This window comes from Burkholderia sp. AU32262, from assembly GCF_020419985.1.
GTDB classification, from domain to species: Bacteria; Pseudomonadota; Gammaproteobacteria; order Burkholderiales; family Burkholderiaceae; genus Burkholderia; species Burkholderia semiarida.
Genome location: NZ_JAIZRS010000001.1, coordinates 389,775 through 405,173 on the forward strand (window position 1 = coordinate 389,775; position 15,399 = coordinate 405,173).

At 65.7% G+C, this 15,399-nt stretch carries 13 protein-coding genes, 2 rRNA genes and 1 riboswitch; of the genes, 7 read left to right on the forward strand and 8 right to left on the reverse strand.

What is annotated here, in order from left to right:
* Nucleotides 1-56: 56 nt before the first annotated feature.
* Nucleotides 57-677 carry a LysE family translocator gene (locus LGN10_RS01595; protein WP_059643529.1) on the reverse strand — a complete coding sequence of 207 codons (621 nt, stop codon included), beginning with the start codon at nucleotides 675-677 and terminating at the stop codon, nucleotides 57-59.
* A gap of 135 nt (nucleotides 678-812) precedes the next feature.
* Here LGN10_RS01595 and LGN10_RS01600 point away from each other — a divergent pair, with 135 nt between their 5' ends.
* Nucleotides 813-1,277, forward strand: a complete 465-nt coding sequence (locus tag LGN10_RS01600; protein WP_226221382.1) for an Lrp/AsnC family transcriptional regulator — start codon at nucleotides 813-815, stop codon at nucleotides 1,275-1,277.
* Between the two features lie 63 nt (nucleotides 1,278-1,340).
* Here LGN10_RS01600 and LGN10_RS01605 read toward each other — a convergent pair whose 3' ends face one another.
* Nucleotides 1,341-2,252 carry a LysR family transcriptional regulator gene (locus tag LGN10_RS01605; RefSeq protein ID WP_226221397.1) on the reverse strand — a complete coding sequence of 304 codons (912 nt, stop codon included), beginning with the start codon at nucleotides 2,250-2,252 and terminating at the stop codon, nucleotides 1,341-1,343.
* A gap of 140 nt (nucleotides 2,253-2,392) precedes the next feature.
* Here LGN10_RS01605 and speB point away from each other — a divergent pair, with 140 nt between their 5' ends.
* Complete coding sequence (gene speB / locus LGN10_RS01610) at nucleotides 2,393-3,349, forward strand: agmatinase (protein WP_059643522.1); 957 nt, start codon at nucleotides 2,393-2,395, stop codon at nucleotides 3,347-3,349.
* Between the two features lie 54 nt (nucleotides 3,350-3,403).
* The gene (locus LGN10_RS01615; RefSeq protein WP_059575570.1) at nucleotides 3,404-4,729 is read left to right on the forward strand and encodes an MFS transporter; all 1,326 of its coding nucleotides are present in this window, start codon (nucleotides 3,404-3,406) and stop codon (nucleotides 4,727-4,729) included.
* Between the two features lie 109 nt (nucleotides 4,730-4,838).
* Here the strand turns inward: LGN10_RS01615 and metE are convergent, their stop codons facing one another.
* Nucleotides 4,839-7,133 (reverse strand): 5-methyltetrahydropteroyltriglutamate--homocysteine S-methyltransferase, encoded by a 2,295-nt coding sequence (gene metE / locus LGN10_RS01620; RefSeq protein WP_124658417.1) that lies wholly within the window; start codon nucleotides 7,131-7,133, stop codon nucleotides 4,839-4,841.
* A 127-nt stretch (nucleotides 7,134-7,260) separates the two neighbouring features.
* Here metE and LGN10_RS01625 point away from each other — a divergent pair, with 127 nt between their 5' ends.
* A complete protein-coding gene (locus tag LGN10_RS01625) occupies nucleotides 7,261-8,169 on the forward strand; it encodes a LysR family transcriptional regulator (protein ID WP_099317839.1) in 909 nt (302 codons plus the stop codon).
* Nucleotides 8,170-8,191: 22 nt separating this feature from the next.
* Here LGN10_RS01625 and LGN10_RS01630 read toward each other — a convergent pair whose 3' ends face one another.
* Nucleotides 8,192-8,914, reverse strand: a complete 723-nt coding sequence (locus LGN10_RS01630; protein WP_059575577.1) for a CbtA family protein — start codon at nucleotides 8,912-8,914, stop codon at nucleotides 8,192-8,194.
* Between the two features lie 13 nt (nucleotides 8,915-8,927).
* Nucleotides 8,928-9,137 (reverse strand): CbtB domain-containing protein, encoded by a 210-nt coding sequence (locus tag LGN10_RS01635; protein ID WP_034175140.1) that lies wholly within the window; start codon nucleotides 9,135-9,137, stop codon nucleotides 8,928-8,930.
* Nucleotides 9,138-9,169: 32 nt separating this feature from the next.
* A riboswitch (cobalamin riboswitch) is annotated at nucleotides 9,170-9,313 on the reverse strand.
* A gap of 46 nt (nucleotides 9,314-9,359) precedes the next feature.
* Between LGN10_RS01635 and LGN10_RS01640 the strand changes: the two genes are divergently transcribed.
* The 3 genes from LGN10_RS01640 (at nucleotide 9,360) to LGN10_RS01650 (ending at nucleotide 12,761) form a co-directional block, all read left to right on the forward strand.
* On the forward strand, nucleotides 9,360-9,947 hold the full coding sequence (locus tag LGN10_RS01640) for a histidine phosphatase family protein (protein WP_226221384.1): 588 nt from the start codon (nucleotides 9,360-9,362) through the stop codon (nucleotides 9,945-9,947).
* A gap of 164 nt (nucleotides 9,948-10,111) precedes the next feature.
* The gene (locus tag LGN10_RS01645; protein ID WP_226221386.1) at nucleotides 10,112-11,704 is read left to right on the forward strand and encodes an inorganic phosphate transporter; all 1,593 of its coding nucleotides are present in this window, start codon (nucleotides 10,112-10,114) and stop codon (nucleotides 11,702-11,704) included.
* Between the two features lie 295 nt (nucleotides 11,705-11,999).
* A complete protein-coding gene (locus LGN10_RS01650; RefSeq protein ID WP_226221388.1) occupies nucleotides 12,000-12,761 on the forward strand; it encodes a 2OG-Fe(II) oxygenase in 762 nt (253 codons plus the stop codon).
* A gap of 297 nt (nucleotides 12,762-13,058) precedes the next feature.
* Here the strand turns inward: LGN10_RS01650 and LGN10_RS01655 are convergent, their stop codons facing one another.
* The 3 genes from LGN10_RS01655 to LGN10_RS01665 all read right to left on the reverse strand — a co-directional run.
* The gene (locus LGN10_RS01655; RefSeq protein ID WP_226221390.1) at nucleotides 13,059-14,483 is read right to left on the reverse strand and encodes a DHA2 family efflux MFS transporter permease subunit; all 1,425 of its coding nucleotides are present in this window, start codon (nucleotides 14,481-14,483) and stop codon (nucleotides 13,059-13,061) included.
* Nucleotides 14,484-14,909: 426 nt separating this feature from the next.
* Nucleotides 14,910-15,022: ribosomal RNA gene (gene rrf, locus LGN10_RS01660) — 5S ribosomal RNA — on the reverse strand.
* Nucleotides 15,023-15,209: 187 nt separating this feature from the next.
* Nucleotides 15,210-15,399: ribosomal RNA gene (locus LGN10_RS01665) — 23S ribosomal RNA — on the reverse strand; the annotation flags it as partial.

The following is a 15,399-nucleotide window of genomic DNA, read 5'->3' on the forward strand; positions in this document are numbered from 1 at the left end:
TGCATGGCCCGCCCGCGCGGCCGATCGCCCCGCCGGCGGCCATGTCGGCGCAACGCTCAGTCCATCGACAACCGCAGCGCGAAACCGATCAACGCCGCGGAGAAAGTCCAGCGCTGCACCGTCTGCGCGAGCGGATGCGCACGCATCCACGCCGCGATGCGCGACGCGCCGAACACGCACGCGAGGTCGAAGCACACGCCGGCCGCCACCAGCAGCGCACCGAGCTCGAACATCTGCCAGACGACCGGCCCGACCTCGGGCCGCACGAACTGCGGCAGCAGCACCGAGCAGAACAACAGCGCCTTCGGGTTCAGCAGATTGGTCAGCAATCCCTTCACGAACGACTGCCGCAGTTCGCCCGCCGCCGCGTCGCCGTCGCCGAGCGCGAACACGGGCGAGCGGAACACCTGGATCGCGACATACGCGAGATAGAGCGCGCCGCCGTAGCGGATCACCTCGTACAGCCACGGCGCGCCGCGGATCAGCGCCGCGACGCCGCATGCCGACAGCGTCACGTGCACGGTGCGGGCGAGCGACAGGCCGGCGGCCGCCGCCATCCCCGGCCGCACGCCGCGGCCGATGCTGGTTTGCAGCACGAGCGCCATGTCCGGCCCCGGCACCGCATAAATGGCCGCCAGCGCGGCGAGATAAATCAACAGCAAATGCGTGGAAATCATGGTCTGCCCCTCGTCCTTCAATGACGATATGTTGCCGCCGAAGGCAGAGGGATTATTGGCCATTTGCGGCTCAGGAATGGCGAGTCGCAGCGGAATCCGCCACAATCACGGGGTCACGACAAGGATTCCGCCAAAATGATCGACCTCGACAAAACCGACCGCGCGATCCTCGCCGCGGTGCAGCGCGACGGCCGCCTGCCGATCGCGCGGCTCGCCGAATCCGTCGGCCTGTCCGAGACGCCTTGCGCGCGGCGCCTCAAACGTCTGGAAAACGACGGCTACATCGAGCGCTACCGCGCGCAACTGTCGCGCCAGGCGCTCGGTTTCGGCGTGGTCGCGTTCGTGCTCGTGCGGTTCGCGACGCACGACCGCAAGGTCGCCGACCGGTTCGAACGGGAAGTGCTCGGCATCGAGCGGATCCTGGCCTGCCACAACGTCGCGGGCACCGCCGACTACCTGTTGCAGGTGGTCGCGCGCGATCTCGACGATTACGGCACGTTCCTGCGCGATTCGCTGCGGATGCTGCCGGGCGTGACGTCGATCGAATCGGCGCTGTCGCTGCGCGAGGTGAAGCACGTTGCGGGGTTGCCGGTGCCGTGATGCATGGCTGGCCGGCAAGCCGCCCGCGCGCAACGCGCGTTCACCGGGTCGGCCGCGCCGGCGTCACACCACGTCGGGCGCCTGATGCGCGCGCTCGAGATCCTCGAGAAACGCTTCGACCACCGGATCGCCGCGTCCGTCGCGCGCCACGACCATGTGGAACGTGACCTCGTAGTGCAGTTGCTCCGGATTGAGCGGCGCGAGCAGGCCCTGCGCCACATAGGGCGCCGCGAAGTGCTGCGGCAGGTAGCCGAGGTGATGGCCTGACAGGATCAGCAGCGCGACGGCCTCCATGTTGTCCGCGGTCGCGGTCACGCGATCGGGCGTCGTCGACATCTGCGCTTCCGGCAGCGGATACGAGCGCCACGCCCACTCGAAGCCGGCGACGTCGGCCGGCGTCAGCGTGCCGGCGCCGTCGAACAGCGGATGGCCGCGGCCGCAGTAGGCGACCTGCCGCTCGATGAACAGCGGCGTGTAGTGCAGCGTCGGCACGCGATGCCAGAAATAGCCGACCGCGATCTGGATCTCGTTGCTCAGCAGCTTTTCCTCGAGATCGCCGGGCGCGCGCACCGAGATCGAGAAGCGCACCGCCTCGTCGCGCGTGCGGAACGCGGCGATGGCTTCGGCGATCCGCGCGTTCTGGCTCACCGGCGTATGGCCGATCAGGCCGATGTTCAGCGTGCCGACCAGTTGGCGATCCATGTGCCGCGCGGCCATCCCGAATTCGTCGAGCGCCGCGAGCAGCTTGCGGCTCATCGCGTGGAACCGTTCGCCCTTCGGCGTGAGCCGGAAGCCGCTGCGGCCGCGCTCGCACAGCCGGTAGCCGAGCCGCGTCTCGAGCGACGACAGTTGCGCGCTGATCGTCGACTGGCCGACGTTCAGCATCGCCTGCGCGGCCGACACGCCGCCCGCGTCCGTGACCGCGAGAAACACGCGGATCAACCGCAGATCGAGGGTCGACAGATTCCCCAGCACGTTCATCCCCTTCCATACATCGATGAAGATCGATGTTTACGTCGATATCTTCGCATTCTTCTTTGCCCGAGGAGCGCGTAAAACTGTGCGCCAGGCCGCGTCGCATGATACGGCAACCCCACACCGGAAGAGACGACCCCATGAACGACCACACCCATTTCCAGCCGCTCGGCGGCAATGAAATGCCGCGCTCCGGCGGCATCGCGACGATGATGCGCCTGCCGCACGTGGCGAGCGCCGAAGGCCTCGACGCATGTTTCGTCGGCGTGCCGTTCGATCTCGGTACGTCGAACCGCACCGGCGCGCGCTTCGGCCCGCGCCAGATCCGCACCGAATCGGTGCTGCTGCGTCCGTACAACATGGCCACGCGCGCGGCGCCCTTCGATTCGCTGCAGATCGCCGACATCGGCGACGTCGCGGTCAACCCGTACAACCTGCACGATTCGATCGCCCGCATCGAGGCCGCGTACGACGCGATTCTCGAGCACGACTGCAAGCCGATCACGCTCGGCGGCGATCATACGATCGCGCTGCCGATCCTGCGCGCGATCCACCGCAAGCACGGCAAGGTTGCATTGATCCACGTCGATGCACACGCCGACGTGAACGATACGATGATGGGCGAAAAGATCGCGCACGGCACGCCATTCCGCCGCGCGGTCGAGGAAGGGCTGCTGCACGGCGACAAGGTCACGCAGATCGGCCTGCGCGGCACCGGCTACGCGGCCGAGGATTTCGACTGGTGCCGCGAGCAGGGCTTCCGCGTCGTCCAGGCCGAGGAATGCTGGAACAAATCGCTCGCGCCGCTGATGGAAGAAGTGCGCGCGCGCATCGGCGACACGCCCGTCTACATCACGTTCGACATCGACGGCATCGACCCGGCCTACGCACCGGGCACCGGCACGCCGGAAATCGCGGGCCTCACGGTGCCGCAAGCGCTCGAGATCATCCGCGGCGCGAAGGGGCTGAACATCGTCGGCTGCGATCTCGTCGAAGTCGCGCCGCCGTACGACCCGTTCGGCACCACGGCGCTGCTCGGCGCGAACCTCGCGTACGAGCTGCTGTGCGTGCTGCCGGGCGTCGCCTACCGCGACTGATCCCGGCGCCGCCACTATTCCAAATCAGAGGATTCCAGAGGAGCACACACCAAGATGGGGACTTCCGCCAAGCAACCGAAGCGTGCGGCGCTCGCTTCGTTCGTCGGCACCACGATCGAGTGGTACGACTTCTATAGTTATGCGACCGCCGCCGCCATCGTGTTCGGGCCGCTGTTCTTTCCCGGCGAAAACCGCTTCATCAGCCTGCTCGCATCGTTCGGCTCGTTCGCGGTCGGTTTCTTCGCGCGGCCGCTCGGCGGCGTGATGTTCGGCTATCTGGGCGACCGCTTCGGCCGCAAGCGCTCGCTGCTCGCGACGCTGATGCTGATGGCCGTGTCGACGGTCGCGATCGGCCTGCTGCCCACCCATGCGCAAGCCGGCGTGATCGCACCGATCCTGCTCGTGCTGATGCGCGTGCTGCAAGGCATCGCGGTCGGCGGCGAATGGGGCGGCGCGGTGCTGCTCGCCGGCGAGCATGCACCCGAGGGCAAGCGCACGTTCTTCGCGTCGTTCGCGCAGTTGGGCAGCGCGAGCGGCCTGATCCTGTCGATGCTCGCGTTCGGCGCGATCAGCACGCTGTCGAAGGACGACATGATGAGCTGGGGCTGGCGCGTGCCGTTCCTCGCGAGTTCCGTGCTGCTGATCGTCGGCTTCGTGATCCGCGCGAGCGTGTCGGAATCGCCCGAGTTCGAGGAAGTCAGGAAGAGCGGCAACATCGCGCAAAAACCGCTGCGCGAAGCGCTCAAGGTCTGGCCGCTGCTGCTGCTCGCGATCGGCGCGAACGTTTACGGGATCGCCGGCGTGTATTTCAGCAACATCTTCATGATCAGCTATGCGACGCAATTCCTGTCGCTCGACCGGTCGATGGTGCTGCATTGCATGACGATCGTCGCGGTGCTGCAGTTCGTCGTGCAGCTCGCGGCCGCGTTCCTCGCGCAGCGCTTCGGCACCACGCGCGTGCTGCTGATCACCGGCGCCTGGGCGATGATCGTCCCGTTCGTGATGCTGCCGCTCGTGCACCTGGGCACGCCGGTGTCGATCACGATCGGCGTCGGACTCGCGACGCTCGCGGAATCGGGCTACTACTCGGTCGTCGCGGGCTTCGTCAGCGGCATCTTCGTCGCGCGGATCCGCTATACGGCGATCTCGATCGCGTACCAGGTGTGCGGCGCGCTCGCCGGCGGCCTCACGCCGCTGGTCGCGACCATCATCGCGCAGCACGCCGCGCCGCAATGGTGGCCGCTCGCGCTCCAGTACACGAGTGCGGCCGTGCTGTCGTCGCTCTGCGTGTGGCTGATCTCGCGCCGCGTCCGCATCGACGATGCGGGTGCGCCCGGCAAGACGAACGACGCGCTGCCGCGCGGCACGCGCACCGCGTAGCGCTCGACGCGTGGTGCACATCCATGCATGACAAAAAACGACCCGCTTCCGCGGGTCGTTTTTTTCGTCCGATCCTCGATCGCGGCGGTACCGCACCGCGTTCGCTGCGTCACCGCACCTGATTGCGCAGCGTCTTCGCGGCGGCGACCATGTTCGTCAGCGCCGGAATCACTTCCGCCCACTGCCGCGTCTTCAGCCCGCAATCCGGGTTCACCCACAGACGTTCCGCCGGAATCCGTTCGGCCGCCTTCTTCATCAACCCGACGATGTGATCCTGCGTCGGAATGTTCGGCGAATGGATGTCGTACACGCCCGGCCCGATTTCATTCGGATACTTGAACGTGTCGAACGCGTCGAGCAGCTCCATGTCCGAGCGCGACGTCTCGATCGTGATCACGTCGGCATCCATGTCGGCGATCGACGCGATGATGTCGTTGAACTCCGAATAGCACATGTGCGTGTGGATCTGCGTATCGTCCTGCACCCCGTTCGCGGCGATGCGGAACGACTCGACGGCCCACTTCAGGTATTCGCTCCATTGCGCGCGGCGCAACGGCAGACCTTCGCGCAGCGCCGCTTCGTCGATCTGGATCACGCGCACGCCCGCCTTCTCGAGATCGAGCACTTCGTCGCGGATCGCCAGCGCAAGCTGGTAGCACGATACCGAGCGCGGCTGGTCGTCACGCACGAACGACCAGTTCAGGATCGTCACCGGGCCGGTCAGCATGCCCTTCATCGGCTTGTCCGTCAGTGACTGCGCATAGGCGATCCACTCGACCGTCATCGCCTTCGGGCGGCTGATGTCGCCGAACAGGATCGGCGGCTTCACGCAGCGCGAACCGTACGACTGCACCCAGCCGAACTGGCTGAACGCGTAGCCGTCGAGTTGCTCGCCGAAGTATTCGACCATGTCGTTGCGCTCGGCTTCGCCATGCACGAGCACGTCGAGTTCGAGCGACTCCTGTTCGCGCACGCTGCGTTCGATCTCGGCCTGCATCGCCGTGCGATAGCCGGCTTCGTCCAGCGCGCCGGCCTTGAACCGGCTGCGCGCCTGGCGGATCTCGGCGGTCTGCGGGAACGAACCGATCGTCGTCGTCGGAAACGCCGGCAGGTTCAGTCGCGCCGACTGCTTCGACGCACGCTGCGTATAGGGGCTCGCACGGTTGCCGAGCTGCGTGTCGATGCGCGCGATCGCGGCCTTCACCGCCGGGTTGTTCACGCGCGGCGAGCGGCGGCGCGAATCGATCGCGGCGGCATTCGCGGCGAGCGCGCCGGCCACCTTGTCGCGGCCTTCGTTCAGCGCGATCGCGAGCACCTTCAACTCGTCGAGTTTCTGCAGCGCGAACGCGAGCCACGAGCGGATTTCCGCGTCGAGCTTCTCCTCGCTCGCGAGATCGACCGGCACATGCAGCAGCGAGCACGACGGCGCGAGCCACAGCCGGTCGCCCAGTTGCTTCGCGAGCGGTTCGAGCCAGTCGAGCGTCGCGTTCAGGTCGGTCTTCCAGATGTTGCGGCCATTGATCGCGCCCACCGACAGCACGCGGTCTGCCGGCAGTTCACGCACCAGCGCGTCGACTTCGTCGCGCGCGTTGATCGCGTCGATATGCAGGCCGTCGACCGGCAGCGACGCCGCGAGCGTCAGGTTGTCCTGAAGCTGGCCGAAGTACGTGGCGAGCAGTAGCTTGATGCGGCGCGTTTCCAGCGCCGCGTACGCGGTGCGCAACGCCTGGCGCCATTCGGCATCGAGCTCGGTCACGAGAATCGGCTCGTCGATCTGCGCCCATTCGACGCCCTGCGCGGTCAGCGTGTCGAGCAGCGCGCCGTACACCGGCAGCAGCTTCGGCAGCAACGCGAGGCGATCGGAATCGTCCTTCGACTTGCCGAGCCACAGGTACGTGACGGGGCCGAGAATCACCGGTTTCGCGCGCACGCCCTGCGCGTTCGCTTCGGCCAGTTGCTGCAGCAGACGCGACGGATCGAGCGAGAAATTCGTGTCCGCGTGGAACTCCGGCACGATGTAGTGGTAGTTCGTGTCGAACCACTTCGTCATTTCACCGGCCGCGACACCGCCGCAGCACGCCGCATGTTCTTCCGCCGACTGTGCCGAACGGCCGCGCGCGACGCGGAAATAGTTGTCGAGCGCATCGCCGTGGAAATCCTGCACGCGCTTCGGCAGGTTGCCGAGCGTGAAGCTCATGTCGAGCACCTGGTCGTAGAACGCGAAGTCGCCGATCGGCGCGAGATCGAGATCGCGCTGGTCGTGCCAGTGGCGCCGCCGCAACTCGGCGCCGAGCGCCTTCAGTTCGTCGCGCGACGATTCGCCCTTCCAGTAGCGTTCGAGACCGAACTTGAGTTCGCGCTTCGCGCCGATGCGCGGAAAACCGAGGTTGTGTGTCGTGACCATGAAGCTGCCGTCCAGAGAAAAATGAAGATCCGGCAGCCATCATAGGGATTTCAAACCATGAAATAAAATGGCATTATTTCATTCATCCATTAACATTCTTCATGTATTCGTGGAATGAGCGCCATCCATGCTGGAACGATTCCATCTCGTCGTCATTCGTGAAGTCGAGCGTCAGGGCTCGCTGACCGCGGCGGCCAATGCACTGCACCTCACGCAGTCGGCGCTCAGCCATACCGTCAGGAAAATCGAGCAGCAGCTCGGCACACCGATCTGGGACCGGGAAGGCCGCGGCCTGCGGCTCACGCAGGGCGGGCAGTATCTGCTGAAGCTGGCGAACCGGCTGCTGCCGCAGTTCGAGCTCGCCGAGGAACGGATGAAGCAGTACGCGAAGGGCGAGCGCGGCACGCTGCGCATCGGGATGGAGTGCCACCCGTGCTACCAGTGGCTGCTGAAGGTCGTGTCGCCGTACCTGTCGCGCTGGCCCGACGTCGACGTGGACGTGAAGCAGCGCTTCCAGTTCGGCGGCATCGGCGCGCTGTTCGGTTACGACATCGACGTGCTCGTGACGCCCGATCCGCTGAACAAGCCGGGGCTGCGTTTCGATCCCGTGTTCGACTACGAACAGGTGCTCGTGGTCGCGGATTCGCATCGGTTCGCGCATGCCGACTACGTGACGCCCGCGCAGCTGGCCGACGAGATCCTGATCACGTACCCGGTCGAAACCGATCGGCTCGACATCTACAACCAGTTCCTGACGCCGGCCGGCATCGTGCCGAGGCGGCACAAGTCGATCGAGACGACCGACATCATGTTGCAGATGGTCGCGAGCGGGCGCGGCGTGGCCGCGCTGCCGCGGTGGCTCGCGGACGAGTACGCGGACCGGATGCCGGTCGTGCCGGTCAAGCTCGGCAAGAAGGGCATCGCGAAGCAGATCTTCCTCGGCATCCGTGAAGCGGATGCATCGATTGACTATCTGGCGGCGTTCGTCGCGCTGGCGCGCGAATCGACGTGGAGCGCGCCGCGCATGCTGCGCTAGGCGCGCCCGGTTGCCCCGCGCGTCAGGCGGCGCGCATTCCCGCGCGCTCGCCGCGCTCGACCCATGCGCCGAACAGCAGGCCGATCGTCGTCCACATGATCACCTGCATGCCGATGGCCGCCACGCGGAATTTCCACAGCAAGGCCGCCGGGAAATCGGCCGGCAACTCGCTGACCGACGGCAGCCCGATCTGCACGGCCGCGATGATCGCGACGAACACGAGCCCGGCGACGATCGATGCGTTCCACTGCCCGAGCTTCGCCAGCAGATGGCGGCGCACGCTGACCGAGAACACCATCGTCGCGACCGAGATCGCGATCATCAGGAAAAACAGGCCCGTGCGATAGCCGATCGTGTCGGGGTCGCCGACCGACGGCGGATTGGCCGGGTACTTGAGGTTCGGCACGATCACGAGCGCGACGAACGCCGCCAGCGCGAGCCACGCGGCGAGCGGGCGCGCCGGCAGGCGGCTACCGCGCCCGTATGCATACGCGAAGACCAGCGAGAACAGCCCGCCGAATGCCGCGCCGTAGGTCACGACGCCCGTCAGCAGCCCGAGGCCGGCCTGCGTGTGGCGGCTGACCAGCTCGGGCTCCGGCGCCTCGCCTTGGGCGGCGGTGGTTTTTTCCTCGAAGGCGATTGCCTGATCGACTTGCGGTTCGCCGACGATTTTCGCGAAACCGAACGTGAGGAGGCCCGCGGCGATGCCGGCGAGCATCCCGCGCATGAGCAGCTTTCCGACCATCTTTTACTCCGCGTCAGTGGCAGGGAAAGCCGAGCAGATGGCGGCCGTCGTGGACGAATTCGTGTACGACCATGCCCGGCACGAGCGACGTCGCGCCCTGTTCCGCACCGACGAAATAGAGTGCGAGCAGCAGGATCAGGCCGACGAACACGGCCCACGGCAACAGCTCACGGACGGGGATGGGCGCCGGCACGACCGCCGGCTTCAGCACTGCTTCGCTCATGGATGCACCTCAGGGGAATCGCGCCCCGACAAATGATGGATGGGTACGAAGGCAGGTCTGGCTTCCGGGATCATCGATTCTCCGGTTACAGTGGCGCGACCGCGCCGGAATTGCACCGGCTTCCGCGCTTCGTATCGGGCGAATTGTACGCGCGAACGTTCGCGTATTGAAGCGATGCCACATGGGCAAGCGCATCCCGTTCCGGATCATCCGACAACCGACATGACCCTGCCTGCCTCGCTGCGCCTGATCGCGCACGCATCGACCCGCGCCATGCGCACCGGCACGTTTCCCGACGACGATCCGCTCGACGCACTCGGGCTCGCCGAAGCCGCTGCGTTGCGCGGCCGATGGATGGGCGTTGCCGGCTCGCTCGTGCTGTGCAGCCCGGCACGCTGCGCAAGGCAGACGGCCGACGCACTCGGGCTGCACGCCGATATCGACGATGCGCTGCGCGACCTCGACTACGGCAACTGGCGCGGCAAGCGGCTGCACGATCTCGCGCGCGACCTGCCCGACGAACTTGCAGCATGGATCGGCTCGCCGTCCGCGTCGCCGCATCGCGGCGAATCGTTCGACGCCGCCGCGCATCGGGTCGGCACATGGCTGGCCGCATTGCCGCGCGATCACGATGTCGTCGCGATCACGCATGCACCGATCGTCCGCGCGGCCATCGCGCACGTGCTGCGGATGGATCGCGAGGCGGCCGCCCGCCTCGACGTCGCGCCGCTGTCGTGCACGACGTTCGTCGCGTCGCCCGGCGGCTGGACGTTGGTCGCGACAGACGACGTGCACGACACGGGTGCGTAGGCCACTGTCTCGTTCACGATGTGGGTAGACGATGCGCCCCGACGCGTCACATGCCGCCGCTTTCCTTACATCCCGTAAGACACACCGTTCGTCGTCCCGACTGTCATCAAACTGACTGCTAGCCGCAGCTAGGATCGGACGCGGTTCCCTCACGAGATGCCGTCATGAATCAACCCGCTTCGTCCTCCCCGCACCATCCCGGCTCCGTCGCACGCAACAGGCAGATCGGTTATGCCGCGTTCCTGCTGGTGCTCGTGCTCGGCGCCGTCTATATCGCCACGCACTTGCTCGCCGATCTGGCGCCGGTCCGCGAAGGGACGCTGTTCCCGTATCTGCTGCTCGGCGCCGCGCTGCTGATCGCGCTCGGCTTCGAATTCGTCAACGGCTTCCACGACACCGCGAATGCGGTCGCCACCGTGATCTATACGCACTCGCTGACGCCGAACGTCGCGGTGATCTGGTCGGGCATGTGGAACTTCCTCGGTGTGATGGTCTCGAGCGGTGCCGTCGCCTTCGGCATCCTGCAGTTGCTGCCGGTCGAGCTGATCCTGCAAGTCGGCAGCGGCGCGGGCTTCGCGATGGTGTTCGCGCTGCTGATCGCCGCGATCGTCTGGAACCTCGCGACCTGGTATTTCGGATTGCCGTCTTCGAGCTCGCATACGCTGATCGGCTCGATCATCGGCGTCGGGCTGATGAACCAGCTGATGCACGGGCCGTCCGGCACGAGCGGCGTCGACTGGGCCCAGGCGCTCGGCGTCGGCAAGTCGCTGCTGCTCTCGCCGATCGTCGGTTTCCTGTGTGCATCGCTGCTGCTGCTCGCGCTGAAGGCCGTCGTGCGGATTCCCGAGCTGTACAAGGAGCCACCGAAGGACCAGCCGCCGCCGTTCTGGATTCGCTGCCTGCTGATCCTCACCTGCACCGGCGTGTCGTTCGCACACGGGTCGAACGACGGGCAGAAAGGAATGGGCCTCATCATGCTGATCCTGATCGGCACGGTGCCCACCGCATATGCGCTGAACAAGGCCGTCACGCCCGCCGAATCGCAGACCTTCGTGGCCGTCGCGAACCAGGCGGCCGCGACGTTCGGGAAGTATACGAACGGCGTCGCGCCGTCCGCGAACCCGCGCGCCGATGTCGAACACTACGTGCAGCATCGTGAACTGACGCCCGCCGTGCTGCCGGCCGTCGCGCAGTTATCCACGTCGCTCGCGACCGCCGTCGGCGCGTCGGGCTCGATGGCGGCCGTGCCGCAGCGCGACGTCGACAACGTGCGCAACACGATGTATCTCGTCTCCGAAGCCATTCGCCTGATCGAGAAGTCGGGCCAGCCCGCGTTCGCGGCCGACGACAAGCTCGCGATCAACAACTATCGCACGCAGCTCGACCACGCGACCAGGTTCATTCCGACGTGGGTGAAGGTCGCCGTCGCGATCGCGCTGGGTCTCGGCACGATGGTCGGCTGGAAGCGGATCGTCGTGACCGTCGGCGAAAAAATCGGCAAGCAGCATCTGACGTACGGACAGGGCGCATCGGCCGAACTCGTCGCGATGCTGACGATCGGCGCCGCCGACGTGTACGGGTTGCCCGTATCGACGACTCACGTGCTGTCGTCGGGTGTCGCGGGCACGATGGCGGCGAACGGCTCCGGCTTGCAATGGAGCACGGTGCGCAGCCTCGTCCTCGCATGGGTGCTGACGCTGCCGGCGTCGATCGCGCTGGCGGCAGGGCTTTACTGGCTGTTCCGGTCGCTGGCCTGATCGTGGACGCGGCGGGTGGCGGGCGATCGCCGGCTATCCGCCGCGGCAGGTGGGATATGACGCTTCTCCGCTTCTCCGCTTCTCCGCTTCTCCGCTTCTCCGCTTCTCCGCTTCTCCGCTTCTCCGCTCCGGCACGTCGCAACATTCAGTGTGTCGATGCCGCGCCTTCAATGCTTCCTGGCCCGAATTAAAGCGCAAAATCTGGAGCGCGCCGGCACGCGGACGCCGCTAGACTGGGTTCATCAACTTTCATCGTGAATCCGACCGTGCGCGACCGCACGACGCCGCACTGCCGATGCCCCGAGGTACGCCCGTGAACATTGCCGATCTGCAACCCGCCGTCGACTCGCAGGACATCGCGCAACGCGTCGACACCCTCGACTGGTCGAGCGTCGGTGCCGAGCTCGATCGCTACGGATGCGCGCGCGTGCCGGGCCTGATGTCGGCACGCGAGTGCGATGCACTCGCGTCGCTCTATCCGCGCGATGCGCTCTATCGTTCACGCGTCGTGATGGCGCGGCACGGCTTTGGCCGCGGCGAGTACAAGTATTTCGCATACCCGCTGCCCGCGGTCATCGCCGAGCTGCGCGCGACGATCTACCCGCATCTCGCGCCGATCGCGAATCGCTGGAACCAGGCGCTCGGATGCGACGTCCGTTATCCGAAAGACCATGCGACGTTCCTAGACCGCTGCCACGCAGCGGGACAGACGCGACCGACACCGCTGATCCTGCAATACGGTGCCGACGACTACAACTGCCTCCATCAGGACCTGTATGGCGAGCACGTGTTTCCGCTGCAGGTCGCGATCCTGCTGTCGGCGCCGGGCCGCGATTTCAGTGGCGGGGAATTCGTGCTGACGGAACAGCGACCACGCATGCAGTCGCGTGCGGAAGTGGTGCCGCTGACACAAGGCGACGCGGTGATCTTCGCGGTACACGGCCGGCCCGTGCAGGGAACCCGCGGCGTCTATCGCGTCAACCTGCGGCACGGCGTCAGCCGGATTCGAAGCGGCCACCGCCATACGGTCGGCATCATCTTCCATGACGCGCAGTAGGGAGGTAGTGGATAGCGGGCATTGGGCATTGGGCATTGGGCATCGGGACGGACGGCTGCTGTCTCGTCCCGCCCCTGTCGCGCATCGCATGCATGGTCGCCGCGGCACCGCACGCTATCGTTCCGAGAGCGTTCCGACAAAGCACGATCGACCAGAAGGCAGCGTGCCCGCAATGACTGAATACCGATTGCGCCGACCGTCAAGCGATCCACGCAGAAACGAATCGGCCCTTCAGGGTGAGTGCTGCAAAACATCCGCGCTCACCTGTCGCCCCGCCGATACGATTGCCAGTCCGGCCTATCCTCGCGCCATGTTGGCCCGCAGCCGGTCGCCGGCATCGGAGGCCAGCCGTGCATAGCCCGGCAACGTCAGCAGCGCGAGCACGCCCGCTGCGACGAACGCCCAGCGGAAATCGTCGAGCACGTAGTGCATGCCGGCCGCGTCGCCGCGCCCCCATGCCGCGAGCCGCAGCGACAATGCACCGAACGCGATCCCCATCCCGATCGTCATCTGCTGCGCGGCGCTCCACAGCGTGCTGGCCGCGCTCGTTTGCTGAGGCGGGATATCCGCATAGGCCAGCGTCGCGAGCGTCGTGAACTGCATCGACCGCGTGAGCCCGTAGACGAATACGACGAACAGCGTGATCGCCAACGGCGTCGACGCAGTTAGCCAGCCGCATGCGATCGTGAAAATGCCGACGATCGTGACGTCGACGAGCGCAACGCGCCGGAAGCCGTAACGATCAAGGATCCACGACGTGCCCGCCTTCATCCCGAGATTGCCGAGCGCGCTCGCTAGCAGCAGCAGGCCGGACTGAAACGGCGATAGCCCGAAGCCGATCTGGAACAACAGCGGCAGCAGGTACGGGACGGCGTTGATCGCCATCCGCGTGATCGAGCCGGTGATCACGGTCACCGAGAACGTCGGCACCTTCAGCGTCGTGAAATCGAGCAGCGGATGCGCGCAGCGTCGCGCATGCTGCCAAGCGGCAATGCCGAACAGCACGCTCGCGCCCACCAGGACACCCGCGCGCGTGAAATCGACATCCTGCTGGCCAGCCGCTTCGGTGCCGATCAACAGGCAGGTCAATGCGCCTCCGGCCAGCACGAAGCCGACCCAGTCGAGCGGCCGTTGCTCGCCGGCCCGCGTATTCCGGACGATCAGCCACGTACAAACGAGCGCGGCAAGGCCGAACGGGACGTTCAACAGGAAGATCCATCTCCACGATGCATAGGTCGTGATGAAGCCCCCGATCGGCGGCCCGACGACGGGCGCGACGATCCCCGGCCACGTGATCGTCGCGATCGCGCGCATCAGCCTCGCCTTCTCGGTACTGCGCACGACGATCATCCGCCCGACCGGCACCATCATCGCCCCGCCGACACCCTGCAGCAGCCGGGCAGCCGTAAACGACATCACCCCGTCGGACAGCCCGCACAGCACCGACGCGCCGGTAAAGACGACGATCGCACTCGCAAAGACGGTGCGTGAACCATAGCGATCCGCGATCCAGCCGCTGATCGGGATGAACACCGCCAGCGCCAGCATGTAGGCCGTCATCCCGAGGCTCAGTGCGTTCGGTCCGACGCCGAAGGAGCGGGCCATTTGCGGCAGCGCGGTCGCGATCACCGTCGTGTCGAGGTACTCCATGAAGAAGGTCGCGGCGACGAGATACGGCAAGAAGTCGGTCGTCCGACCACTTTGAGCAGGGCTGTCAGTCATGAACGATGCAGAAGACGGAATGCAAAAAGCGCCGACCGCCGGCGGATGCAGGCAAAGCACCGGGAATCGGGACGAGCGATGATATTACCCCGAAGGGCTTGCTTCCCGCTCTGCCGGGCATGTCACCCGATCAACATCGCTCATCATCAGCCATCGCAACATCGTCGCCGAATGTGCAATATTGGCCAGAATCGATCCTGAAGACGGATGGTACGGTTAGCGGAAGGAGGTGCTAGGAGATTCAGGACGGTACAACGGCCGCTACCCGAGAATAACGGAGCGCAGGATTGACCGGTCTGCACTGCTATTCATTACGTCGCAGCGGGACTCGGCGTAGGTAGCCTCGGTAATGCTTCGCCGCTGGCCTTTTGGGATGCCGAAATGCAAAAACCCCCGCCTTTCGGGCGGGGGTTCTTGGCTTAGGGAGCCTGACGATTACCTACTTTCACACGGGAATCCGCACTATCATCGGCGTAGAGTCGTTTCACGGTCCTGTTCGGGATGGGAAGGGGTGGGACCGACTCGCTATGGTCATCAGGCAAAGGGGGTTGTTGCGTTGCTTCGCAGCGCAACCAATCTTGGAAGAAGCAGTAATCTTGATTTGGGTTGTGAGCTGTATCTCACACGTACGCGGTACTTCAACCGTCGTACGTCGAGTGCCTCGCACTCGACGCTCGATGTCCGTAAGCGCTAAAGCGCTAACGGGCATCGAGACAGACTTGTTATAGGATCAAGCCTTACGGGCAATTAGTATCGGTTAGCTGAACGCATTACTGCGCTTACACACCTGACCTATCAACGTCCTGGTCTCGAACGACCCTTCAAGGAGGTCAAGCCTCCAGGGATATCTCATCTTAAGGCGAGTTTCCCGCTTAGATGCTTTCAGCGGTTATCTCTTCCGAACATAGCTACCCGG